The sequence below is a fragment of the Streptomyces sp. NPDC040610 genome, assembly GCF_055594065.1.
Genome location: NZ_JBVIXA010000007.1, coordinates 460166 through 484573, shown reverse-complemented (window position 1 = coordinate 484573; position 24408 = coordinate 460166). Strand labels below are relative to the sequence as shown.

Here is a 24408-nt window from a genome sequence, read left to right as displayed (position 1 = left end):
CGCTCAGGCGTCGGCGCCCCGCCACCTCTCGTACGCCGCCACCGCCACCGCGAGGTCCTCCCAGGCCATGCCCGCCGACTTGAACAGGCGCGGGCGGGCCTCGTCGACGGCCACCTCGCCGCGGGCCAGCTCGCGCAGGGTGCGCAGCCGCCGCAGGTCGAACGCGGCGGTGGCGACCGCCTGCACGATGTCGCCGCACTCCCGCATCGCCACGGACCGGGACTCGGCGACGACCGTGGCCCGGCCGAGGAGGCGTTCGTCGACCTCGCGGGCGTCGGGCTCGTGCGAGCCGACCGCGGCGACGGTCGCGTGCGGGGCGAGCAGCGAGCTGTCGAACAGCGGCTCGCGCGCCGTGGTGCAGCAGCACACCACGTCGGCGTGGGCGACGTCCTTCGGCGCCGCGGCCGCCGCCGCGAGCCCCGCCGCCCGGCACCGCTCCACGAACGCGTCCACCCGCCCCTGATCGCGCCCGACGACGTCCACGTGCGCGAGGCCGGGGCGCACCGCCCGTACCGCCTCCACATGCCCCCACGCCTGCGGCCCCGTCCCGAACACGAGCAGCCGCCGGACCTCCGGCGCGGCCAGGCGCCGGATCGCGGCGCCGGACACCGCGGGCGTGCGCAGCGAGGTGAGGGCGATGCCGTCGAGCAGGGCGAGCGGCTGGTGGGTCACGCCGTCGAGCAGGAGGTACAGGCCCTGGATGCGGGGCAGTCCGCGCTCGGGGTTGGCGGGGGTCACGGTCGCCACCTTCACGCCCGCGTACGAGGCCGTCGACGACGGCATGAGCAAGAGCTGACCGCCCGTCACACCGACGACGGACCGCGCGGGTTCCGCCTCGGGGTCGAGCCCGCCGCTCGCGAGGACGTCCTCGACGGCGTCGACGGCGGCGCCCATCGGGACCAGGCGGTCGAGCGTGGCGGCGTCGAGATGGGGGAGGGCCGCATGGGTCGGGAGGGGGTTCTGTGGTGCGGGGGATTCGAGGTGCGGGGTCATTCGGTGATCCTCACCGCGGACGCCGCACCGAAACACCGGGGCGCGCCGGGCCCCTGGGACCGCGGGAACGGCGGTCGTGACCAGCGCGGGAGTGGTTGGTCAGGCGTCGGAGCCGTGCGGCACTATGGCCAGGTGCACATCATGATGCTCGGGCCGTTCGAGGTCAGGACCGCCGCCGGGGCGGCGGTGGAGGTGCCGGGCACTCGTCTGCGCGCCCTGCTGTCCGCGCTCGCCCTCGAACCCGGCCGGGTCGTCACCCGGTCGAGGCTCGTGGACTGGATCTGGGGGGAGCGGCCGCCCGCGGACGAGGCGAACGCCCTGCAGGTGCTCGTGTCCCGGCTGCGCAGGGTGCTGCCGGACGGGTCGGTCGAGGCGGAGTCCGGCGGGTACCGGCTGGCCGTGGCGCCCGACGCCGTGGACGTGAGCCGGTTCGAGCAGCTGCTCGGCCGGGCGCGCGCCGCCGACGACGTGCCGCGGCGGGCGGAGCTGCTGCGCTCGGCCCTGGAGCTGTGGCGCGGCACGGCCCTCGCGGACATCGCGCCGCACGGCAGCGACGCCTTCGCCGCCGCGGCCACCCGCCTCGACGAACTCCGCCTCGCCGCGCTCGCGGACCGGGTGGACGCGGACCTCCGCCTCGGCCGCGGCGCCGACCTCGTCTCCGAACTGACCGAGCTGGTCGCCACGCACCCGCTGCGTGAAGGCCTCGTCGCCGCGCTGATGCGGGCGCTCGCCGAGGCGGGCCGGGGCAGCGAGGCCCTGATGGCGTATCAGAAGCTGCGCGAGCGGCTCGTCGACGCGCTGGGCGTGGAGCCATCGGCCGAACTCTCCGCGCTGCACACCGCGTTGCTGCGTGGGGACCTGGGTGGGCGCGGGGCCCGGGGACAGCACCGCGAGCGCGCCGGGACCGCCGACCGCACCGCCCCTGCCGACCGCACCGACCGTGCCGAGCGCCATGAGCAGGGCGAGCAGCACGACCGGAGCGGCGGCCGGACGCAGCCGGAGCGGCCCCGCACCAACCTGCGCGCCGGGCTGACCAGCTTCGTCGGCAAGGACGAGGACGTCGCCGCGGTCGCCGACCTCGTCACCGAGCACCGCCTCGTCACCCTGACCGGACCTGGCGGCTCGGGCAAGACGCGCCTCGCCACGGAGACCGCGCGGCGGATGCTCGAAGACCTGCCGGACGGGGCCTGGCTGGTCGAGCTGGCCTCGGTGCGGGCGGGCGGGGAGCTGGCCCAGGTCGTGCTCACCGCCATCGGCCTGCGCGACCAGGCGCTGGTCGGTGGGGACGGCGGCGGGGACCCGGGCGGGGACTCGATGGACCGGCTCGTCGCGGCGGTCCGGGACCGCGCGCACCTGCTGGTCCTCGACAACTGCGAGCACATGATCGAGGCGGCCGCGACCTTCGCCGACCGGCTGCTCGGGGAGTGCCGGGGCCTGCGGATCCTGGCCACGAGCCGGGAGCCGCTCGGCATCACCGGCGAGGCGCTGTGGCAGGTGGAGCCGCTCGCCCTGCCCGGCGGAAGCGCGGACCCGGCCGCGGTCGGGGCCTCGCCCGCGGTGCTGCTGCTGCGGGACCGGGCCGGCGCGGTGCGCAAGGACATCGTCTTCGACGAGCCGACCCTGGCCGCCATGGCCCGGATCTGCCGGGCGCTCGACGGCATTCCCCTCGCCATCGAACTGGCCGCGGCACGGCTGCGCACGATGTCCGTCGAACAGCTCGCCCTCCGGCTCGACGACCGCTTCCGGCTGCTCAGCAGCGGCAGCCGCACCGCGCTGCCCCGGCACAAGACCCTGCGCGCGGTCGTCGACTGGAGCTGGGACCTGCTCACCGAGGCCGAGCGGAGCGTGCTGCGGCGGCTCTCGGTGTTCTCCGGCGGCGCCACGCTCGACGCGGCCGAGCGGGTGTGCGGGGGCGAGGACCCGGGCGGGGAGCAGGTCCTCGACGTGCTCACCGCGCTGATCGAGAAGTCCCTGCTGCTCGCCGACGACACGGCCGTGCCGCGCTACCGGATGCTGGACACCATCAGGGAGTACGCGGCGCACCGCCTGGCCGAGGCCGGGGAGACCGAGTCGGCCCGCCGGGCGCACCTCGCGCACTTCACCGACCTCGCCGCGACGGCCGAGCCGCACCTGCGCCGGACGGAGCAACTGGAGTGGCTCGCCGTCCTCGAGGCCGAGCACGACAACATCAACGCGGCCCTGCGCGGCGCCATCGCGGACGGCTGGGCCCACGAGGCGATGCGGCTCGCCGGACCCGCGGGCTGGTACTGGTTCCTGAGCGGACGCAAGGCCGAGGGCACCGAACTGAGCGTCGCCGCTGCGTCCCTGGACGGGCCCGTGCCCGACGACGTGCGCGCCATGGCGTACGCCGTCGTGTCGCTGTTCCTGACCTCGGGCCAGGGCGACCAGTACGCGGCGCAGGAGTGGATCCACAAGGCGTACCGGTACGCCCGGCGCGGGACCGGGACGAGCAGCCACCCGCTGATGGTCATGGTCGACCTGATGGAGCGGATGCTGGCGGAGCCGCTGGAGTTCCTGGCCGCGTTCGAGCCCATGCTCACTGACGAGGACTCGTGGGTGCGCGCCCAGGCCCGGCTCAACCGCAGCCGGCTGCGGCTCACCATCGGCCGCGTCGAACCGGACACGGACACGGACATGGAGATCGCCCTGGCCGAGTTCCGCGCCCTCGGCGACCGCTGGGGGATGTCCCTCGCGCTGATGTCCCTGGCCGACCGGCTCGCCCAGCGCGGCGCGTTCGCCGAGGCCTGCGAGCACTACGAACAGGGGATCACGGCCCTGACCGAGCTGGGCGCGATCGAGGACGCGATCGGCCTGCGGGCGCGCCAGGCCCAGCTGTACTGGCTGCTCGGCGACGAGGCGGCGAGCGCGGCCGCCATGGCACAGGCGCAGGCCTGCGTGGACCGGGTCGCCTGGCCGGACGCGCTGGCCGGGCTCGTCCTCGCGAAGGCGCACCTGGCCCGCTGGCGCGGACGGCGGGAGGAGGCGTACGCGCACCTGGACGCGGCCAGGCCGCTGCGCGTCTCCGGGACCAGGGGATACCTGCGGGTCGTGACCCAGGACCTGTACGGCTACCTCGCCGAGGACGTCGAGGAGGCCCGCGGCCACTGGGCCGAGGCCTTCCGCGAGGCGGTGAGGCTGGGGCACCTGCCGCTGCTCGCACACGTGCTGGTCGGCCTCGCGGAGCTGGCGCTGCGCCAGGGGCAGCACGAGCGGGCCGCGACGCTGCTCGCCGCCGCTGACAGCGTGCGGGGCACACCGGACCGCTCACATCCGGACGTCGACCGGATCACCGCACAGGCCCGCGCCCACCTCGGCGAACCGGCGTTCGCCGAGGCGACCCGGGCAGGCGGGGCGGGGGACTGGCGCGAGCCCGCCGAGGCCGTACTCGCCGGGTGAACCCGTCCCGGCCGCGGCCGTGAAGGTCTGCGGCGGTTTGGTGGAGGCGCACACCCCCGTCGGTGCGCATGGGGGCGATGTGGCAGCGTGGAGCGGGTGAGCGAGACGAACACTGCAGCCCTGCAATACCGCTTTGACGGGCCGGAGGACGCCCCTGTCCTGGTCCTCGGCCCCTCCCTCGGCACCACGTGGCACATGTGGGACCGGCAGGTGCCCGAACTGAGCAAGAACTGGCGGATCATCCGCTTCGACATGCCCGGACACGGCGGCGCCCCCGCCCACCCCGTGGACTCCGTCGGTGAACTCGCCCGCCGCGTGCTCGCCACGCTCGACGAGCTCGGCGTGCAGCGCTTCGGGTTCGCGGGCTGCGCGCTCGGCGGCGCCATCGGCGCCGAACTGGCGCTGCGCAACCCGCACCGCGTCGCCTCGCTCGCACTCATCGCCACGTCGCCGCGGTTCGGCACCGCCGACGAGTTCCGCCAGCGCGGCGTCATCGTCCGCACCAACGGCCTCGACCCCATCGCCCGCAGCTCCCCGGAGCGCTGGTTCACGCCCGGCTTCGCCGCCGCCCAGCCCGCCATCACCGACTGGGCCGTGCAGATGGTGCGCACCACCGACCCCGGCTGCTACATCGCCGCCTGCGAGGCGCTCGCCGCCTTCGACATTCGCGCGGAGCTGGCCAGCATAGGAGTGCCCACCCTCGTCCTGGTCGGCTCCGAGGACCAGGTGACCGGTCAGGGCGAGGCCCGCACCCTCGTCGCGGGCATCCCCGACGCCCGCCTCGCCGTGGTGCCCGGCGCCTCCCACCTGGCCCCCGTGGAACAGCCCGGCGCGGTCACCGACCTGCTCGTACGCCACTTCTCCAGCGCCTGGCAGGCCGCCCCCGACACCCACGCCACCGGCCAGCACGCCATCACCGCGCCCCCCGTCAAGCCCGTGCTCACCCCACCCCCGGCCGCGCCCGTCGCCGAGATCGCCGCGGTCGAGCAGCCCGTGGCGACGGACGCCCGCCCCGACGCGTACGCCCAGGGCATGAAGGTCCGCCGCGAGGTGCTGGGCGACGCGCACGTCGACCGGGCCATGGCCACCGCCGACGAGTTCTCCGCGGACTTCCAGGACCTCGTCACCCGCTACGCCTGGGGCGAGATCTGGAACCGCCAGGGCCTGGACCGCCGCACCCGCAGCTGTGTCACCCTCACGGCCCTCGTCGCGGGCGGCCACCTGGACGAGCTGGCGTTCCACACCCGCGCCGCGCTCCGCAACGGCCTCACTCCGGCCGAGATCAAGGAAGTGCTGCTGCAGGCCGCGGTGTACTGCGGGGTCCCCGCGGCCAACAGCGCGTTCCGGGTCGCCCAGCAGGTGATCCGCGAGGAGACGACTCCGCAGGAGTAGCGGTGCATGTCCCCCTCGGGGCCCCGGTCGGCTCCGGTCGGCCCCGAGGAGCAGGATGGGGGCATGACGACGTCTCACATCAAGCTCACCAAGAAGTCCCACGCGTGCGTGCGCCTGGAGAAGGACGGCCGCCTCCTCGTCATCGACCCCGGCGGCTTCAGCGAGGACGACGCCGCTGCCGGGGCCGACGCCCTCCTGGTCACGCACGAGCACCCCGACCACTTCGACGAGCGCCATCTGCGCGCCGCCCTGGAGGCCGACCCGGCCACCGAGCTGTGGACCCTCGCGTCCGTCGCCGACCAGCTCGCGGCGGCCTTCCCGGGGCGGGTGCACACCGTCGGCCACGGCGACACGTTCACGGCCGCCGGGTTCGACATCCAGGTCCACGGCGAGCTGCACGCCGTGATCCACCCGGACCTGCCGCGCGTCACCAACGTCGGCTACCTCGTCGACGGCACCGTCTTCCACCCCGGCGACGCGTTCACGGTGCCCGAGCACCCCGTGGACACCCTGATGGTCCCGGTGATGGCCCCCTGGAACAAGATCTCCGAAGTCATCGACTACGTACGCGAGGTCAAGCCGCGGCGCGCCTACGACATCCACGACGCCCTCCTCACCGACCTGGCGTTGCCGATCTACGGCGGTCACATCGGGCGGCTCGGCGGCACGGACCACGTGCGGCTCGCGCCGGGGGAGTCGACCGAGGTGTGACCGCGCGGCGCGGGGCGGTGGGGCCGGGCGGTGGCGGGTGGTGTCGGGGCGGGGGATCCGGGACTGTCAGTGGTGGCGGGTAGGTTGTTTCCCATGCGCATCGCGACCTGGAACGTGAACTCGATCACCGCCCGCCTTCCCCGGCTCCTGGCCTGGCTGGAGAAGACCGGCACGGACGTGCTGTGCGTCCAGGAGACCAAGTGCGGCGCGGAGCAGTTCCCCGCCGAGGCCCTGCGCGAGCTGGGGTACGAGTCCGCGGTGAACGCCACGGGCCGGTGGAACGGCGTGGCACTGATCTCCCGCGTCGGCCTCGCCGACGTCACCACGGGCCTGCCCGGCGGCCCCGACTACGACGACGCGCAGGAGCCCCGCGCCATCTCCGCGACCTGCGGCCCCGCCCGCGTCTGGTCGGTCTACGTGCCCAACGGCCGCGAGGTCGACCACGCCCACTACGCCTACAAGCTCGCCTGGTTCGACGCCCTCAAGGCCGCCGTCGCCGAGGACGCGGCCGGGGCCCGGCCCTTCGCCGTCCTCGGTGACTACAACGTCGCGCCGACCGACGAGGACGTCTGGGACCCCGCCCTCTTCGAAGGTGCCACCCACGTCACGCCCGCCGAGCGCGGTGCGCTCGCCGCCCTCCGCGAGACCGGCCTCACGGACGTCGTCCCGCGGCCCCTCAAGTACGACCGTCCCTACACCTACTGGGACTACCGACAGCTCGCCTTCCCCAAGAACAACGGCATGCGCATCGACCTCGTCTACGGCAACGAGGCCTTCGCCAAGGCGGTGTCCGACTCCTACGTCGACCGTGAGGAACGCAAGGGCAAGGGTGCCTCGGACCACGCGCCCGTGGTGGTCGACCTGGATCTGTGACCTTTCCCCAACCCCGCCCCTTCTCCGAAACCGGGGGCTGCGCCCCCGGACCCCCGCTGATCGGCGCTTCGCGCCTCGTCCTCAAACGCCGGACGGGCTGAAACCGTGCCGCACCGGCGACATATATAGCCCCTCCGGCGTTTGAGGAGCGGGGTCTGGGGGCGGAGTCCCAGTTTCGGGAAAGGGGCGGGATCGGGGAGCTCCCAGCCGGGCTACGGCACCAGCTCCCCCAACCGCACCGACCGCCCCAGCGCGGCAAGCCCCGCATCGCCCGGATGAAGATGGTCCCCGCTGTCGTAGGCGGGCAGCATCCGCGAGGGACGGGCAGGATCACGCAGGACGGCGTCGAAGTCGAGGACGGCGTCGAAGTCACCACCACCCCGCAGGTAGGAGTTGACCTTCACCCGCTCCGCGTCCACCGCGGCAGTGCACCGAGCCTCCCCCTCACAGGGAACGACGGTCGCCGCGACCACCCGCACCCCCCGCTCCCGCGCCCGCAGGGCGATCTCCCGCAGCCCGGCGACGACGTCCTCGGCGGCCGCCCCGGCCCGCACGTCGTTGACGCCCTCGAAGACGACGAGCGTCCGCGCGGAGGTCTGGGCGAAGACGTCCCGGTCGAGGCGGTGCAGGGCGCTGACGCCACCGGTGTCGGTGGACACACCGTCGCCGGGGTAGCGGTCGGTGAGGACGCGGTTGGCGGAGATGCCGTGGTTCAGGACGCCGTAGCGCGGCACGTCGTCCTGGGCCAGGAGGCGCCGGGCCAGCTCGTCGGGCCAGCGCCGGTCGGTGTCGGGCGTGGAGCCGACGCCGTCCGTGATGGAGTCGCCGAGCAGCACCACGGACCCGGGCCCGCCCCCGACGTCGACGCCGGTGAGCAGCGGCCAGGTCCGCAGCGTCGAGGTGTACGAGGCTCCGGAGCCGTCGGCCGTGTGGTCACCGGGCCCGCTGACGTACGAGGTCTGCAGGGCCTGGCTGTGCACGGGCGCGGAGGCCACGGGCCCGGGCAGGTGGAAGCTGACGAGGAGGTGCGCGTCCGACGGCACCGCGAACCGCAGCGGATCGCTGAACACCTGCGCCCCGGCGGGAATCTCGGCCCCCGGACGCCCGCCGAACCGCAGCGCCACCGGCTCCCCCCGGGCCCCTGCGCCCGCCGCGCGCACGGCGACCGTGGCGCTCCCGACGCGTACCGGCGTACCCGCGAAGGTGTTGTCGAGCCGGATCCGCACCCGCGGCCCCCCGGCGCTGGTGTGCACCACGAGTCGCACGGTCCGGTCCTGCCAGGGCCCGACCGCGGTGTACCCGGCCGTCGAGGCCGCCCAGCTGCCCGTCCACCCCTTGGTCTCGCTTCGCACCGACAGCGCGAAGACATGCAGGTCGGCTCCCGCGCCGGGGTCCCGGGGCAGCACCACGGAGGCCACCTCGCGCCCGCGGTCGACCGGCACCGTGACGACGTACAGCCGGGCGCGCTCGGTGAGTTGGCCGCCGGGTGTGTTGACGTGGGGCAGGGCGACGGACTTGGTGGCGAGGGGGCCGCCGCGCCAGTCCGGCGCCGTGAGGCGGTAGCTGCCGCGTGAGCCGTCCCGGTAGCGCACGCTGCCCGTCCCGCTCGCGTCGCCGCCCGTGCCCGCGACCAGGAACGCCAGCGCGTCCCCGTGCCCGCGCACCCGTACCGCCTGCCCGTCCGCCCGGACGTTGTCCGGCTCGCCCGCCGCCGTGTCCGGCCAGGTGACACGGGCGCCGTCGACGCCGAGCGAGCGGCCGGGGGTCCAGCCGGCCGTCGCCAGGTCCCGGGCGGACAGCGAGGCACCGGCGCCGTCGAAGTCCGCGTCGCCGGGGCCCGCGTCGTCGCTGACGGCCCGATTGTCGAACAGCCGCTCCAGGGGGAGCGGTCGGGTGCTCTTCGCAGACGGGGAGCGCTGGGCCTGCTCAGGCGCTGCCTCGGCGGCGGCCACCGGGGCGAGCCCCGTGAGCAGGGCGAGTGCGGCGGCGGCTCCCCAGATACGTCTTCGCAAGATGCGTCTTCGCACGACGGACCCCTCCCACGACGTGGTGCACGGCGGACTCGACGCGCACGACGGACTGCTGACGCCTCATGCGGCCACGGACGACAGATGGTGCGTGATGAAACTAAGGAGCAGTCAGATGCCCGTCAATGAACGCGGCGTGGACATCGGCACCCGATCCGGCCAAGGTCACGCGCACGGGTCCGGCGCGCAGGGGACCGGCGGGCACGGGCCAGGGGGCGGCCCCCTCAACCCCGCCCGTACGCCAGTGCCAGGATGGCGGCATGCACCTTTACGATGAGCGCCTGAGCGTCCCGGCCGTGTGGTGGTTCCTCGTCGTGCTCGCGGGCTGTCTCCTCGGCGGGTTCCTGCTGCCGTTCGGGCCCGTGGCCGCCGTGTTCGGCGTGCTCCTCGTCGGCGGGGTGTTCGGCCCGCTGGTCCACCGCTACGGCTCGGCCCGCATCGTCGTGACGCCCGGCACGCTCGTCGTGGGCGACCGGGTCATCCCGATCGACGACCTCGGCGGCACGGAGATCCTCGACGCGGGCGAGGCCTTCGAGTGGCGCACGTACAAGGCGAACGCCTACGCCCTGCTCCTGCTGCGCGCCTACGTCCCCACGGCGCTCCGTGTGGAGCTGCGGGGACCGCACCACACCGCGCCCTATCTCTACCTCTCCACCCGCCGCCCGATGAACCTGGCCACGATCCTGGCCTTCACCCGCCGCTGATTCGCCTGATTCCGCTCATTCCGAGATCAACTGCCGCAAGATACATTCCTTGGAGCGCGGATCCGCCGTCCGGCCGCCCCGGCCCGCCCGGGGAGGCCGCCCCGGGCACCCCACGGAGAGGCCGGTCATGAACATTCCGTTCCTGGACAAATGGCGCAAGCGGCACCCGAGCGAGCCGGGGCTGCGGCTCGCGGCCGCCTTCGAGGACGATCCGGTCGGCGTGGGCGAACTGCTGTCCGAGTGCGAGCTGCTGCGCTCGCAGGCGGGCGCGGCCGGCCTTGAACTCGACGACTCCCCGGCGTCGTTGGCCGCCCTCGACCAGCTGCCGCCGCGCTGGCGCGACGACGCGGAGACGCTGCCGTGGCTCGGCAACGACGCGGGCCTGTATCTGGGCACGGTGATCGTGCGGACCGTGCCGGGCGCGGTCTGGCAGGTCCTTCCGGGTGGTACCCCGGTGGTGCGCCTGGTGTCGGGGCGGGAGCTCGACGTGGTCGCGGCGGGGCTCGACTGGGCGGTTCAGGGGACGCCCGAGTTGTCTCAGGTGTACGCGGAGGCGTCCGAGACGTAGCCGCCAGGCAACGTAGCCTCAAATACGGTTAATGCCCATAAGTGCGTGTCGTCCAATAAGTCCCGTTTTCGCGTGGATAGTTTGCGCTGACCGACACCGCGATGAGTGGGCAGGTCTGGGCATGGCCGTCGATCCGTTGATCGAGCTGCGTGATGTGAACAAGTACTACGGAGAGCTGCATGTCCTCCAGGACATCGATCTCACCGTCGGCAAGGGGGAGGTGGTCGTGGTCATCGGCCCTTCGGGGTCGGGCAAATCAACGCTCTGCCGGACGATCAACCGTCTTGAGACCATCCAGTCGGGCCGCATCAGCCTCGACGGGCAGCCGCTGCCCGAGGAGGGCAAGGCGCTCGCACGGCTCCGCGCCGAGGTGGGCATGGTCTTCCAGTCGTTCAACCTCTTCGCACACAAGACCGTGCTGCAGAACGTCTCCATGGGCCAGGTGAAGGTCAGGGGCCGCAAGAAGGACGAGGCGGACCAGCGCTCCCGTGAGCTGCTCGAACGCGTCGGCCTCAGCGCACACGCCGCGAAGTACCCGGCGCAGCTCTCCGGCGGCCAGCAGCAGCGCGTGGCCATCGCCCGCGCGCTGGCCATGGACCCCAAGGTGATGCTCTTCGACGAGCCGACCTCGGCCCTCGACCCGGAGATGATCAACGAGGTCCTCGAAGTCATGCAGCAGCTCGCGAGCGACGGCATGACCATGGTCGTCGTCACCCACGAGATGGGCTTCGCCCGCTCGGCCGCCAACCGCGTGGTCTTCATGGCCGACGGCCGCATCGTCGAGGACCGGGCCCCCGAGGACTTCTTCACCCACCCGGAGAGCGAGCGCGCCAAGGACTTCCTCTCCAAGATCCTCAAGCACTGACGGGGGGCTGAGCATGCTCCGTACGACACGTCTGTTCGCCGCGCTCGTCCTCACCGCGCTGGCCACCGCCGCCTGCGGCAAGGAGGGCAGCCCCCCGACCAAGGGCCCCGCGGCCGGTGAGCTGCCGAAGTACCAGGTGGCCAAGGGCTTCGAGCTGACCGAGTCCGGCACCTGGCGGAAGGCGAGGAGCCGCGGCCGCTTCGTCGTGGGCGCCAAGGAGGACCAGCCCTACCTCGGCGAGAAGGACCCGGCGACCGGCAGGTACTCGGGCTTCGACATCGAGATCGCCAAGATGGTCTCGGCCTCCCTCGGCCTCGACCCCGGGAAGATCTCCTTCCGGACGATCGCCTCCGCCAACCGCGAGACCGCCCTGCAGAACGGGCAGATCGACTACTACGTCGGCACCTACACCATCAACGACCTCCGCAAGAAGCTCGTCGGCTTCGCGGGCCCGTACTACATGGCCGGACAGGGCCTGCTCGTGCGGCACGACGAGGACGACATCAAGGGCCCCAAGGACCTGAACGGCAAGCGCGTGTGCTCCGCCGCGGGATCCACGCCGTACCAGCGCATCAAGCAGGACTACCCGAAGGCGACGCTCGTCGCGTACGACACGTACTCCGTGTGTGTCGACAATCTGCTGACCTATCAGGTCGACGCGGTCACCACCGACGACGCGATCCTCATCGGGTACGCGGCCAAGGTGCCCGACGAGCTCAAGCTGGTCGGCAAGCCGTTCTCGAAGGAGCCCTACGGCATCGGCGTGCCGCGCGGCGACACCACGCTGCGCTTCGCCATCGACGACGCCCTGGCCGCCCGGGAGAAGAACGGCGACTGGAAGAAGGCGTACGAGGCCACCCTCGGGCTCTCCGGCGTTCCGGCGCCGAAGCCGCCCGCCATCGACCGCTACCCGGCGAGCTGAGGAGGCGTCGTGGACGTACTGACAGACAACTTCTCCACGTTCGGGGACGGCTTCCTCGGCACCGTCGAACTCACCGTGTACGCCTCGCTGCTCGCGCTCGCGCTCGGGTTCGTGATGGCCTCGTTCCGGGTGGCGCCCGTCGGGTCCTTCCGGGTGTTCGGCGCGGTGTGGGTGGCGGTCCTGCGGAACACACCGCTGACGCTGCTGTTCTTCGCCGTGCTCCTCGGGCTGCCGCGGTTCGGGCTCGTGCTGCCCTTCAAGGTGTTCGCCGTGCTCGCGCTCGGCTGCTACACCTCGGCGTTCATCTGCGAGGCGCTGCGCTCCGGCATCAACACCGTGCCCAAGGGGCAGGGCGAGGCGGCCCGCAGCCTCGGTATGACCTTCAGTCAGACCCTGTCCGCGGTGGTGCTCCCGCAGGCCTTCCGTTCGGTCATCCCGCCGGTCGGCTCCACGCTGATCGCGCTCGCCAAGAACTCCGCCATCGCCGGGGCGTTCAGCGTCACCGAACTGCTCGGCACCTACAAGACCCTCAGCGAACTCGGCTACAGCATCATCTGGACCTTCGTCTGGATCGCCCTCGGCTACCTGATCATCACCCTCGCCATCAGCGCCGTCTTCAACATCCTCGAGAAGCGCTGGGGAGTCGCCCGATGACCACCACCGCCCACGCTCCCGAAGCCACCGCGCTCTACGACATCCCGGGCCCGCGGACCCGCCGCAGACACCTGATCTACGGCATCCTCTCCACCGCCCTGATCGTCGCGCTCGTCGGCTGGATCCTGTATCTGCTGTTCGACACCGACCAGTTCACCGCCACCAAGTGGACGCCGTTCGAGTACAAGGGCATCCAGGAGCTGCTGCTCCGCGGCCTCGGCAACACGCTGAAGGCGTTCGCCATCGCCGCCGTGCTCTCGCTCGCCCTCGGCGGACTGCTCGCCACCGGGCGGCTCTCGGACCACCGGCCGGTGCGCTGGGTGGCCACGCTCCTGGTGGAGTTCTTCCGGGCCATGCCCGTGCTCGTGATGATCTTCTTCGTCTTCGTGGCGCTGAAGGTCCAGCCGCTGCCGGCGCTGGTCGCCGGGCTCACGCTCTACAACGGTTCCGTGCTCGCCGAGGTGTTCCGCTCCGGCGTCAACTCGGTCGAGCGCGGCCAGAGGGAGGCCGCTTACGCGCTTGGCATGAGAAAGACCCAGGTCATGTCGTACGTCCTGGTGCCGCAGGCGGTGCGGGCCATGCTGCCCGCCATCATCAGCCAGCTGGTCGTGGCCCTGAAGGACACCTCACTCGGCTATCTGATCACCTATGAGGAGTTCCTCCATGCCGGGAAGCTCATCGCGTCGAATCTCGACTACGATTTGCCTTTCATCCCCGTGGTCATGGTGATCTCACCGATCTACATCGGGATGTGCATGCTGCTTTCGTGGTTCGCCTACTGGGTGTCCAAGCGTCAGCAGCGCAGTCCCAAGACAGAGGCCGTGGATGTCGCCCCGGCTGAACCAGGGACGCTGCTGCCGGGCGGGGGTCCCCCCAGGGCCCCCGGCCCCTGACGGGAGCAGCAGCTGGAGGGCCAGGCCCGCCCGGCAGCAGCCGGAGATCACTGCTCGCGCAGGGGGACCGACACGTACGACGGGTCGGTTCCGGGCGAGGAGAAGGTCAGCTGCGCGCCGGACGGGTTGTGCTCGACATAGAGCGGGTCGACCGTGTCGACGACCAGGGCGAGCCGGTGCCCCGCCGGGACGTCGTAGGCCGTGGAGAACAGCTCCAGGTCGACGGCGAACGGCTTGCCCGGGGTCTTGCCGTGGAAGGTGTACGGCGCGTTGCTGACCAGCTTGCCGAGGCCGAGCGGGCCCACGTCGTAGAGGTATGCGACGAGGGTTCCGCTCTCCTTGGTGCTGGTGAGCGTGGTGTGCAGCTTCGCGGTGCCGCGCACGCGCTGTTCCCGCTCGGCCCGCTCCGACTGCCACACCGCCGCGTACCTGCGCGGCAGCAGCGGCATCGATGCCACCGGCGGCAACTTCAGGAACTGGTCCAGCGTGTTGGACAGCATCACGATGCCGCCGTTGGCCCCGGAGTCGACGTTCGCGCGGATCGTGGTGGAGCCCGCGAGGTCGATCTTCCTGCTCGTCGCGCCGACCGACTTCCAGTCCGGATAGCCCTCGTAGCCGCCCGTGGACCGGGACTTGAGCTGGACGGGCTGCTCCTTCTCGATGCCGTTCCGCTCGCCCTTGAGGTAGTGGTCGAACCAGCGTTGGGTGGTCGTCCAGGTGTCGTTGGGCAGGCCGAGCAGGCCGGTCGCCTCGGCCGTGGCGTGGTCGCCGGGGCGGAACTCCAGGCGCTTGGGGCCGGTCAGCTTCTCGTAGAAGGACGCGTACTGGTTGGGCGGGAAGATGGTGTCGCCCCAGGCGTTGGCGAGCAGGATCGCGGCGCCGTTCTTGTTGAGGCGGTCCAGGTAGGTCGCGGGGGAGCGCTTGGTGCCCCATGCGATCATCTCGTCCTCGGTGTCGAGGTTCGAGCCGAGGAAGTCCTTGAGGATGCGCTGGAGTTCGGCGCTGGGGCGGCCGGTGAGGTAGCCCGCGCCGCCGAGGAGCGCGCCCGCCTGGGCGTGCTGGGTGCGGCCGCTGTAGATGGACTCGACGAGGTCGCCCCAGCCGCTGAGCGCGCCGACGGCCTTCACCCGCTTGTCGTGGGCGGCGGCCAGCAGGCTGATGCCCGCGCCGTAACTGACGCCCGCCATGCCGACCTTGTCGGGGTCGGTGGGGGTGTTCTTCAGCGTCCAGTCGATGACCTTGGAGGCGTCGGCGATGTCCTCGGGGCCGCCGACCTCGATCTCGCCGCCGGACTGCCAGAAGCCGCGGGAGTTGTAGCTGACGACGACGTATCCGGCGGCGGCGAGCTTCTTGGCCTGCGCGATGTATTCGATCTGCGGCATGGCCCAGCTGGTGGGCAGCACGATCGCGGGGTACGAGCTGTCCGCCCGCGCGCCCGCGGGCGCGACGACGTTGGCCTTGAGGACGGTGCCGCCGTCGCCGGGGATGTCGACGAACCGCACACTCGCCGCGGCCGCCGCGGCGGGGCGTTCGGCGGGTGCGGCCTGGGCCGCGGGCGCCAGACCGAAGGCGGCGCCCGCGATCAGGGTGGCGGAGACGGCCCCCGCGGTCGTGGACCGCAGGGACTGGTGGGGGTCTCGCACGGGTCACTCCTCACTTGTTGAAAGTGCAAAGTGACCGAACGGTAGCCGTGGTTCTTTACCGGGGGTAACCCGTCGGTAAGTTACGCCCCGGTAACGATTGTTGACGCGGCTGTCACCTCAAGAGGTCTGCTGCAGCGCGCTTTTGGCCTGCCAGTCCGCCCACGACAGGTTCCACAGGCCGTAGCCGTTGCCCGGGTCCGGCGTGCCCTTGGAGCCCGAGCCCGTGACCTCGAACGGGTCGCCGACCTGGACCTGGCCGTACAGCCAGGAGGCGTCGGAGGTGCTCATGCCGACGCAGCCGGAGCTGTGGTTGGTGTTGCCGAAGTACGAGGCGTTCCAGGGCGCCGCGTGCGCGTACATGCCCGACCAGGTGAGCCGCATCGAGTAGTCGACCATCTTGTCGTAGGCGTCGCCGAGGCCGACGGTCTCGGAGCGCATGTTGATCGTGCCCTCCTTGGCCATCAGGACCGACGTGCCGCCCCAGGACGCCTTCTCGCCGCCGGGGGTGCCGGCCGACATCGGGACCTGCTTGACGCTCTCGCCGTCCCGCGTCAGCGTCGCCGTCTTGCTGTCCAGGTTCACCTTGACGACCTGGTTCTTGCCGATGGTGGCGGCGGTGTCGTAGTCGCGCACGAACCAGCCGCCGTCCGCGCCCGAGTCGACGCCGTTGAGCTGGGCGTCGAGCTCCACCTTGGTGCCGGGCTTCCAGTACTCCTCGGGGCGCCAGTCGACGCGGTCCTTGCCGTCGTAGTTCTTGATCCAGCCCCAGGAGCCGGTGGTGTCGTTCGACGTGCTGACCTTGAGGTGCTTCTCCACCTCGGCCTTGTTCTTGACCGGGTGGTCGAAGACGATCGAGAGCGGCTGGGCCACGCCGACGGTCTTGAGGTTGCTGCCCGGCGTGATCGTGACCTTGTTGACCTTCTCGGGCGCGGCCGTCTTGAAGGACCTCGTCGCCTCGCCGCCCTCCTCGGTGGTGGCCCGCAGGGTGTAGCTGGTGCCGGGCGCGGCCTTGCGCGTCGAGGTCCAGCTGCGGCCGTCGGCGGCGACCTTGCCCGCCAGCTTCGTACCCTCGGCGTCGGCGACCGCGACGTCCTTGAGCTTGGCGTCCTCGGTGGCCAGCTTCACGGTGACGGGGACGCCCGCCTTGGCCTGGCCGCCGGTGAGGTTCACGGAGACCCTCGGCTTGACGGCCTTGGCGTCGTCGGAGCCGGAGCCGCCGTCCGAGCAGGCGGACAGGGTGGCCGCCAGGGCCGCGACGCCCGCGACGGCGGCGTGGCGGGGGCGTATGGAGCGTCGGCTGTGCGACGGGCTCTGGGACCGGGACCTCAAGGAAACGTACCTCCGTGCGGATGTTCACTGCCTGCCCGGAGTGAGAGTGCGCGAGGTCCGCTTCGGTTGCCCGTCGCCCGGAAATTGCCGACTACGTCATAGAGGCGTTATTCGCGGCATACGTTCCGTGGGGGTGCGCTCACGTGCTGCTCATGCAGCGCTCACTTGGCGCGGTGGGAGTTGCGCGCGGCCGGGGCGGGGGTCGGGATCGGCTCCTGGGCGGGGCGGGTCACGTCCGCGACGAGCTCGACCACGTCCGGTCCGTACGCCTGCGAGTTCACGACCTTCAGGAGCAGCGCGAAGGAGTGGTTGCCGTGCTTGCGGGCGAGGCGCTCGTGGTGGCGGGCCAGATAGCGGGTCGCTGCCTGGTTGGTGATGGCGCGCTGGCCGCAGAAGAGGAAGACGGGCCGCGCGTCCGGCGTCTGCCCGGCGGTGAGGCGGGCCAGGATGACGTACTCGGTCCTGCCGCCCTCCATGCGGTAGCGCTCGGAGCCGATCTGGAAGGCGCCCCGGTCCGGGCCCGGCTCCGGGTCGGTGTTGACGCGCACGCCGGGCAGCAGCGAGTGCATGTGCGCGGCCATGCGGCGGTGCACCGCCGGGTTGCCGACGCAGAACTCGGTGCGCTCGCCGAAGCCCTGCTGGGCGGCGTCGTGCGCGACGATCTGGGCGTGCCCGCCGCACTCCTTGATCAGCGCGGCGAGTTCGAGCAGCGAGAACACGTCATGCCGGGTCACGAGCAGCTCAGGGCCGCTCGCCTCGCGGTTGACCACGAGCAGCGACTCGGCGTTCGCGGGCAGCCCGAAGAACGCCTGCTTGCGGCGGAGCCTGCGCTTCCACAGCTGCGAACGCAGGAGCCAGCCCAGGGTGGCACCGAGCACGGCCGCGAGCAGGCCGAGGACGAGATAGCGCACGTCTTCAGTCATGGGGGCGCATGCTAGCGGCCATTCGGAGCCTCGTTCGAAGAGCCCATGGCGAGGCGCGGAGACCGAAGTTACGCTGCGCAGACGGCTGTTGACTGGAGGTACGAATGCGGCGCGGTCTCGTACGGAATCTGACGCTATGCGCGGTCGGCGGGGTATTGGTGACGGTCGGTGCGGCGGCGCCCCCTTCGCCTTCGCGCTCAGCGCAACCGGGCATGAGCGCCGAATCGGCCGGTGCGGCCGAACCCGGCGCAAGACCGGAATCGGCCACTATGGCCCGAACGGGCGCTTCGGGTGCCACGACTCCGGAGAAGACCCCGGTGGCCGTCGGCCACGGCGGCGCGGTGGCGAGCGTCGACCGGGACGCGTCCGCCGCCGGCATCGAGGTCCTGAAGAAGGGCGGCAACGCCGTGGACGCGGCGGTCGCCACGGCCGCGGCGCTCGGCGTCAGCGAGCCGTACTCCGCGGGGATCGGCGGCGGCGGTTACTTCGTGTACTACGACGCGAAGTCCCGCACGGTGCGCTCCCTCGACGGCCGCGAGACCGCGCCGCGCACCGCCGACTCCGGGCTCTTCCTGGAGAACGGCAAGCCGCTGCCGTTCGCGGAGGCCGTCACCAGCGGCCTGGCCGTGGGCACCCCCGGCACGCCCGCCACCTGGCAGGAGGCGCTGGACGCCTGGGGCAGCGAGTCGCTCGGCACGGTCCTGAAGCCCGCCGAGCGCCTGGCGCGGCACGGCTTCACCGTCGATGAGACCTTCCGCTCCCAGACCGCGTCGAACCAGGCGCGGTTCGCGGACTTCCCCGACACGGCGCGGCTGTTCCTGCCGGGCGGGGAGCTGCCCGTCGTCGGCTCCACGTTCAAGAACCCCGACCTCGCGCGCACGTACGCGGAGCTGGGGGACAAGGGCGTCGACGCGCTGTACGACGGCAGGCTCGGCCGCGATCTGGTGCGCACCGTCAACAAGCCGCCCGTGGACCCGGACTCCGGGCGCAACGCCCGCCCCGGCGACCTGTCCATGAAGGACCTGCGCGACTACGCGGTGAAGCGCCGCACCCCCACCAAGACGTCCTACCGCGGCCTCGACGTCTACTCCATGGCGCCGTCCTCCTCCGGCGGCACCACCGTCGGCGAGGCCCTGAACATCCTGGAGCGCACCGACCTCTCCGAGGCCACCCGCACGCGCTATCTGCACCGCTTCATCGAGGCCAGCCGCATCGCGTTCGCCGACCGGGGGCGCTGGGTGGGCGACCCGGCCTTCGAGGACGTACCGAAGAAGGAGCTCCTGTCGCAGAAGTACGCGGACTCCCGCGCCTGCCTGATCAAGGACGACGCCGTCCTCAAGAGCCCGCTCGCGCCCGGCGACCCGCGCAATCCGGTGCCCTGCCGCGCCGGGGACAAGGCGGCCCCGACGACGTACGAGGGTGAGAACACCACGCATCTGACGGCCGCCGACAAGTGGGGCAACGTCGTCGCGTACACCCTCACCATCGAGCAGACCGGCGGCAGCGGGATCACTGTGCCCGGGCGCGGCTTCCTGCTCAACAACGAGCTGACCGACTTCTCCTTCGCGCCCGCCAACCCGGCCGTGCACGACCCGAACCTGCCGGGGCCCGGCAAGCGCCCGCGCTCGTCGCTCTCGCCGACCATCGTCCTCGACGAGCGGGACCGACCGGTCGTCGCGCTCGGCTCGCCCGGCGGCGCGACCATCATCACGACCGTCCTGCAGACCCTGACCGGCTTCCTCGACCGGGGCCTGCCGCTCGTCGACGCGATCGCGGCGCCGCGCGCCAGCCAGCGCAACGCCGCCCAGACGGAACTCGAACCGGGCCTGTGGAACAGCGAGACCCGGCGCAGGCTGGAGGCGATCGGCCACTCCTTCCGGCAGAACCCGGAGATCGGTGCCGCGACCGGCGTGCAGCGGCTCGCGGGCGGGCAGTGGCTCGCGGCGGCCGAGAAGGAGCGCAGGGGCGGCGGGTCGGCGATGGTGGTGAAGCCTGGGCGGTAGTCCGGCCCGCGGTCGGTCGCCATCGGTTCGCGGTCGGTTCCGCGGTCGGTGGTCCGGCCCGCGTGTGACCTTTGGGTACGCGGAGGTCCGTACCGCCCCGGAGCCGGGGCGGTACGGACCTCCGCATGGTCACAGGGCCGTGAGGATGCGAGGGCCCGCGTCCGTGATCGCCACCGTGTGCTCCACGTGGGCCGCGCGGCTGCCGTCGTTCGTGCGCAGGGTCCAGCCGTCCGGCGCGGCGTGATAACCGTCCTTGCCGCTGGCGATCAGCATCGGCTCGATGGCGAGCACCATGCCGTGCCGCAGCGGCATGCCGCGGCCCGGGCGGCCCTCGTTCGGCACCCCGGGGTCCTCGTGCATGCTGCGGCCCACGCCGTGGCCGCCGAAGCCGTCCGGAATGCCGTACCCGGCGTCCCGGCAGACCGTGCCGACCGCGTGCGCGATGTCGCCGATGCGGTTTCCCACGACGGCCGCGGCGATACCGGCCTCCAGGGCCTGCTCGGCGGTCTTGACGAGCAGGACGTCCTCGGGGCGCGGGGTGCCGACGATGAAGCTGATGGCCGAGTCGCCCACCCAGCCGTCCAGGCTGGCGCCGAAGTCCGCGGAGACCAGGTCGCCGTCCCGCAGGCGGTACCCGTCCGGGATGCCGTGCACGATCGCGTCGTTCACCGACGTGATGAGCGTGGCCGGGAAGGGGACCGGGGCGAACGCCGGGTGGTAGTGCAGGAACGGTGATGTGGCGCCCGCGTCCTTCAGGACCTGGTGCGCCACCTCGTCCAGGTCCCGCAGGACCACGCCGACCGCCGCCGCCTCGCGCACCGCTGTCAGGGCGCGCGCGACCACGCGCCCCGCCTCCCGCATCGCTTCGATGGATGTGTCTGTCTTGAGTTCGACCATGCCAATTACTATACCGGTATTTAAATGGTGTCCAGGGGTAGGATGGCTTCATGGTTCGTACCCCCTTGACCCCCGAAGAGCGTGAACGCGGCGAGCGGCTCGGCCGGCTGCTGCGCGCCGCGCGCGGTGAGCGGAGCATGGTGGAGGTCGCCGCGAGCGCCGGGATCTCGGCGGAGACGCTGCGCAAGATCGAGACGGGGCGGGCGCCGACGCCCGCCTTCTTCACGGTGGCGGCCCTCGCGGTGACGCTGGAGCTGTCGATGGACGAGGTGGCGCGGGCCTGCGCGCTGGTCCCGGTCTGATCCCGGCCGCAGGCCCGTGCTCGTCACGCCCTCGCCGGTGACGGCTCCTCCCGCCGCGCCGCCCTGCGCCGCGCCGGCAGGGCCACGCCCGCCGTCGCCAGCGCCAGTGCCACGAGCAGGGCGCCGACCCACACCGGGGAGCGGTAGCCGAGCCCCGACGCGATGGCCCGGCCGCCCGCCCAAGGGCCCACCGCAGCGCCCAAGTTGAAGGCCGCCGTGGCGAATCCGCCCGCGAGCGTCGGCGCCCCTGTCGCCGCGTACAGCGCCTGCGAGATCAGAGTGGAGCCGACCGCGAACGACAGCATTCCCTGGGTGAAGGCGAGCACGACCGCCGCCACCGGGCTGCCCGCCGTGAGCGCGAACACCACCCAGCCCGCGAGCAGCGCCATCGTGCCGCCCACCAGGAGCGGCAGCGGACGCGTGTCGGCGAGCCGTCCGCCGAGCGCGACCCCGACCGACGAGCCGAGCCCGAACAGGGCGAGCAGTCCGGGCACCCACGCGTCGTCGATGCCGGAGACATGCGTGGCCAGCGGTTCCAGGTAGGTGAAGACGCAGAACGTGGCGCCGTTGACGAGCGCGCCGAGCAGCAGCGTGACCAGGAGCCTCGGGGAGCGCAGGGCCCGCAGCTCCGCGCGGGCCCCGGTGCGCGCGGCGGTGGGCGCCGACGGCGGCACGGCTTGGGCGACGGCGGCGACGGCGGGCACCGAGATCAGCGCCACCGCCCAGAACGCGGCGCGCCAGCCCCACAGTTGACCGAGCAGCGCGCCGCCCGGCACGCCCACCACGCAGGCGAGCGTCGTGCCGCCGAGCAGGATCGACGTGGCCCGGCCCTTGGCGTCCGGCGCGACCAGGCTGGTCGCGGTGGCCAGGGCCACAGCGAGGAAACCGGCGTTCGCGAGCGCGCCGACGACGCGGGTGGCGAGCAGCACGCCGTAGCTGGTGGTGAGGGCGCCCACCACATGCACGAGCAGAAACGTGATCAGGAAGCCGAGGAGTGCGCGGCGGCGGGGCCAGCGCAGGCTCAGCACCGCCATCAGGGGCGCCCCCACGATCATTCCGACGGCGAACGCCGAGGTCAGGGAACCGGCTGCCGGGACCGACACCGCCATGTCGGCGGCGATGTCCGACACCAGGCCGGACAGCATGAACTCGGACGTGCCCTGGGCGAACACGGCGAGAGCGAGCAGATACAGGACGAAGGGCACAGCGAGACTCCGCGAGCGCTGAGAGGATCGGCGAGCCCCGCGGGCAGCCCTCGGCGGCGCGGCGCAGGGCCGCGCCGGCGCCGCGCGGCTGCCGCGCGGGGAAGAGGAGGGTGAGAAGCAGTCCGTGACTACGGCACTGAGCAGTCCGTTGCTACGGCGCTGAACAGTCCGCGACTGCGGCACTGCGGCGATCCTGTGGCGGAGGGGCCGCGGAGCGACACAAGGCGTCGTACCGGACAACGGCACGACATCGGTGTCGCTGCCACGCGGCAGCGAAGGACTCAAGGAGTCCGTGGAGCAGCCACCGGAGCGCCGGTGGCTAGCGTCTGTTCGCCTCGGGACTGGACATGTGCGCAGACTAGCCACGTCTGTCGCCGCACGTCCAAGTAATTAATGAAGCCTTCGGAAAACCGCGTGTAGCCGTCCCGTAACCCATCTGGTGTTATCTTCCGGACCGGCAGACTCCAGTCTCCCAGGGGGCGGTGCCCGACGATGGCAGTGGGACAACTCCCGGACGAGATCCGGGAGTTCGCAAAGTACTTGAACGATCTCCTGGCCCGGCTCGACCGGGACGGCGGGTGGTGCGGGGTGTTCCTCGCCCGCGACCCCGACGGCATGCGGGCCTGCCTGGAGGGCGCCGAGGTGCCGCCCTGGGACGTCGTGCAGGCGCTGCTCCACGACCTCGCGGCCGACGCCGGGGTGGGCGTCGCGCACGCCGAGACGGCACGGGCGCAGGCCCTGCACGCGGCGTCGGTGTCCGCGCACGACGACCGGCCCGGCGCGCGCGAACTCCTCAGCGACCGGCTCGACCTGATGCTCCAGGAGCAGCGGTTCGCCCAGGAACGGCAGCAGGAGCTGGCGCGCGCCCTCGCCGTCGCCGCCACGCCCGACGAAGTGGACCGCATCCACCTGGACCTGGCGTGGGTGCGCGACGACCACGAACGCGCGGCCGCGCGCTGCGGGGAGCTGCGTGCACGCATCGACCGCCTCGACCGGGCGAGCGCGCCGCAGTGGGTGGACTTCGGGGGGCCGGGGCAGGAGGGCGTGCTGCCGAAGGCGGAACCGGGGCGCTCCCAGGACGCCCGGCCTGCCGATCACGACCCCCGCTCCGGCGAGTACGAACCTCGCCCCGCCGAGTACGACTCCCGCCCCGGCGAGTACGACACCGGCGCTCCCGCCCCCGCCCCCGCCCCCGCCCCCGACGAGCACACCCACGCCGACCCGCCCCACCGCACCCCCCGCGTCCCGCACCAGTCCACCCCCCACCGCCGCCCCCGGGGCGCCCGCTTCGCCGGGTTCGCCGGGCTCGACGCCGACGAGGCGGACGGGGTGGGACCCGTCGTCGCACCCGTGGCGGACGGGCCGCCCGCCGACGCGGGGACGCCCCGCGGCGCGCGCTACGCCCAGGCCATGGACGCCGCGCCGCGCGCCCCGAGGCGGTCCAGGTCCATGGACCGGGAGGCCGTCGGCGACCGCGAGGCGGCCGACGCGCGCGCCGCCGCCGACGCGCACCTCGCGGACGAGCGCGTCACCGTCGAGGCCGTGCGGGCCCTGATCCGGCTGCGCGGCGAGGGCCGCAGCGGCGAGGCGCACGGCGTGCTCGTGGAGGCTGCGGGGTGGCCCGCGGCCAGGCTCCCGCTGTTCGCCGAGGAACTGCACCACGCGGGCCTCGCCGCCGACTGGGCGACCCTGCTGTGGGAGGCCGCGTCGCTGCCGCCCGACCGGCTCGTGGCCGTCGCGGACGCGCTCGCCGGGGCGGGCCGCGCGGAGGACTGCCGCAAGCTGCTGCGCCAGGGCGTGGCCCGGCCCGCCCCGGAGATCGCCGAGTCCCTGATCGCGCTCGCCGACGCGGGGCGCACCCGTGAGGCCAGGGCGCTGCTCGACGCGTTCGTCCGGGTCCGCAGCGCCGAGGACGTCGCGGCCTGCGCGCACACCGACCCGCCCCGGCTCATCCCGCAGCTCCTCGAGGCCGCGAAGGCGGCGTCGGACGATCGCCACTGGGACCTCGTGCACGCCTTGCGCGTCGCGGGCTTCACCACCTGAGCCGCCCCGGCCGACCTGGACGCGCCCCGGCGCCGCCCGCGCAC

General features: G+C 72.8%; 20 protein-coding genes. 13 read left to right on the top strand and 7 right to left on the bottom strand.

Annotation, left to right across the window (positions count from 1 at the left end):
- Positions 1-3: 3 nt before the first annotated feature.
- Positions 4-993: an ornithine cyclodeaminase family protein gene (locus ACZ6AA_RS25680; RefSeq protein WP_468454469.1), complete on the bottom strand. Its 990-nt coding sequence runs from the start codon at positions 991-993 to the stop codon at positions 4-6.
- 141 nt (positions 994-1134) lie between these two features.
- Between ACZ6AA_RS25680 and ACZ6AA_RS25675 the strand changes: the two genes are divergently transcribed.
- The 4 genes from ACZ6AA_RS25675 (at position 1135) to ACZ6AA_RS25660 (ending at position 7386) form a co-directional block, all read left to right on the top strand.
- Positions 1135-4410, top strand: a complete 3276-nt coding sequence (locus ACZ6AA_RS25675) for an AfsR/SARP family transcriptional regulator (RefSeq protein ID WP_471460153.1) — start codon at positions 1135-1137, stop codon at positions 4408-4410.
- 96 nt (positions 4411-4506) lie between these two features.
- Positions 4507-5802 (top strand): bifunctional 3-oxoadipate enol-lactonase/4-carboxymuconolactone decarboxylase PcaDC, encoded by a 1296-nt coding sequence (pcaDC, locus tag ACZ6AA_RS25670; RefSeq protein WP_471460151.1) that lies wholly within the window; start codon positions 4507-4509, stop codon positions 5800-5802.
- A 78-nt stretch (positions 5803-5880) separates the two neighbouring features.
- Positions 5881-6513 (top strand): MBL fold metallo-hydrolase, encoded by a 633-nt coding sequence (locus tag ACZ6AA_RS25665; protein ID WP_468455032.1) that lies wholly within the window; start codon positions 5881-5883, stop codon positions 6511-6513.
- A 93-nt stretch (positions 6514-6606) separates the two neighbouring features.
- Positions 6607-7386 carry an exodeoxyribonuclease III gene (locus ACZ6AA_RS25660; protein ID WP_468454475.1) on the top strand — a complete coding sequence of 260 codons (780 nt, stop codon included), beginning with the start codon at positions 6607-6609 and terminating at the stop codon, positions 7384-7386.
- Between the two features lie 212 nt (positions 7387-7598).
- On the opposite strand, the gene ACZ6AA_RS25655 is transcribed toward ACZ6AA_RS25660, so the two are convergent.
- Positions 7599-9413 (bottom strand): SGNH/GDSL hydrolase family protein, encoded by a 1815-nt coding sequence (locus ACZ6AA_RS25655; protein WP_471460149.1) that lies wholly within the window; start codon positions 9411-9413, stop codon positions 7599-7601.
- 260 nt (positions 9414-9673) lie between these two features.
- Between ACZ6AA_RS25655 and ACZ6AA_RS25650 the strand changes: the two genes are divergently transcribed.
- The 6 genes from ACZ6AA_RS25650 (at position 9674) to ACZ6AA_RS25625 (ending at position 14019) form a co-directional block, all read left to right on the top strand.
- Positions 9674-10117 (top strand): DUF3093 domain-containing protein, encoded by a 444-nt coding sequence (locus ACZ6AA_RS25650; protein WP_468454479.1) that lies wholly within the window; start codon positions 9674-9676, stop codon positions 10115-10117.
- Between the two features lie 127 nt (positions 10118-10244).
- Positions 10245-10685 carry a DUF6278 family protein gene (locus ACZ6AA_RS25645; RefSeq protein WP_468454481.1) on the top strand — a complete coding sequence of 147 codons (441 nt, stop codon included), beginning with the start codon at positions 10245-10247 and terminating at the stop codon, positions 10683-10685.
- A 121-nt stretch (positions 10686-10806) separates the two neighbouring features.
- Entirely contained in the window at positions 10807-11550 is a 744-nt protein-coding gene (locus tag ACZ6AA_RS25640; RefSeq protein WP_468454483.1) for an amino acid ABC transporter ATP-binding protein, read from the top strand.
- Between the two features lie 13 nt (positions 11551-11563).
- A complete protein-coding gene (locus tag ACZ6AA_RS25635) occupies positions 11564-12472 on the top strand; it encodes a glutamate ABC transporter substrate-binding protein (RefSeq protein ID WP_468454485.1) in 909 nt (302 codons plus the stop codon).
- 9 nt (positions 12473-12481) lie between these two features.
- Entirely contained in the window at positions 12482-13126 is a 645-nt protein-coding gene (locus ACZ6AA_RS25630) for an amino acid ABC transporter permease (RefSeq protein WP_468454487.1), read from the top strand.
- Entirely contained in the window at positions 13123-14019 is an 897-nt protein-coding gene (locus ACZ6AA_RS25625) for an amino acid ABC transporter permease (RefSeq protein ID WP_385713264.1), read from the top strand. The genes ACZ6AA_RS25630 and ACZ6AA_RS25625 overlap by 4 nt, the downstream gene beginning before the upstream one ends.
- A gap of 47 nt (positions 14020-14066) precedes the next feature.
- Here ACZ6AA_RS25625 and ACZ6AA_RS25620 read toward each other — a convergent pair whose 3' ends face one another.
- From ACZ6AA_RS25620 to ACZ6AA_RS25610, 3 genes are all read right to left on the bottom strand, one after another.
- Positions 14067-15662: an alpha/beta fold hydrolase gene (locus ACZ6AA_RS25620; RefSeq protein ID WP_471460145.1), complete on the bottom strand. Its 1596-nt coding sequence runs from the start codon at positions 15660-15662 to the stop codon at positions 14067-14069.
- Between the two features lie 117 nt (positions 15663-15779).
- The gene (locus ACZ6AA_RS25615) at positions 15780-16991 is read right to left on the bottom strand and encodes a L,D-transpeptidase (RefSeq protein WP_468482656.1); all 1212 of its coding nucleotides are present in this window, start codon (positions 16989-16991) and stop codon (positions 15780-15782) included.
- Between the two features lie 161 nt (positions 16992-17152).
- Positions 17153-17914, bottom strand: a complete 762-nt coding sequence (locus ACZ6AA_RS25610) for a hypothetical protein (RefSeq protein ID WP_468454495.1) — start codon at positions 17912-17914, stop codon at positions 17153-17155.
- A 104-nt stretch (positions 17915-18018) separates the two neighbouring features.
- On the opposite strand from ACZ6AA_RS25610, the gene ggt reads away from it, so the two are divergent.
- A complete protein-coding gene (ggt, locus tag ACZ6AA_RS25605) occupies positions 18019-19917 on the top strand; it encodes a gamma-glutamyltransferase (RefSeq protein ID WP_468482654.1) in 1899 nt (632 codons plus the stop codon).
- Between the two features lie 129 nt (positions 19918-20046).
- Here the strand turns inward: ggt and map are convergent, their stop codons facing one another.
- Positions 20047-20814, bottom strand: coding sequence for a type I methionyl aminopeptidase (map, locus tag ACZ6AA_RS25600; RefSeq protein WP_468454499.1), 768 nt, complete (start codon positions 20812-20814; stop codon positions 20047-20049).
- 50 nt (positions 20815-20864) lie between these two features.
- Here map and ACZ6AA_RS25595 point away from each other — a divergent pair, with 50 nt between their 5' ends.
- On the top strand, positions 20865-21116 hold the full coding sequence (locus tag ACZ6AA_RS25595) for a helix-turn-helix domain-containing protein (protein ID WP_468454501.1): 252 nt from the start codon (positions 20865-20867) through the stop codon (positions 21114-21116).
- Positions 21117-21139: 23 nt separating this feature from the next.
- Here the strand turns inward: ACZ6AA_RS25595 and ACZ6AA_RS25590 are convergent, their stop codons facing one another.
- A complete protein-coding gene (locus ACZ6AA_RS25590) occupies positions 21140-22321 on the bottom strand; it encodes a Cmx/CmrA family chloramphenicol efflux MFS transporter (protein ID WP_471460142.1) in 1182 nt (393 codons plus the stop codon).
- Between the two features lie 492 nt (positions 22322-22813).
- Between ACZ6AA_RS25590 and ACZ6AA_RS25585 the strand changes: the two genes are divergently transcribed.
- Positions 22814-24364 carry a hypothetical protein gene (locus ACZ6AA_RS25585; protein ID WP_471460141.1) on the top strand — a complete coding sequence of 517 codons (1551 nt, stop codon included), beginning with the start codon at positions 22814-22816 and terminating at the stop codon, positions 24362-24364.
- The last annotated feature ends 44 nt before the right edge of the window (positions 24365-24408 follow it).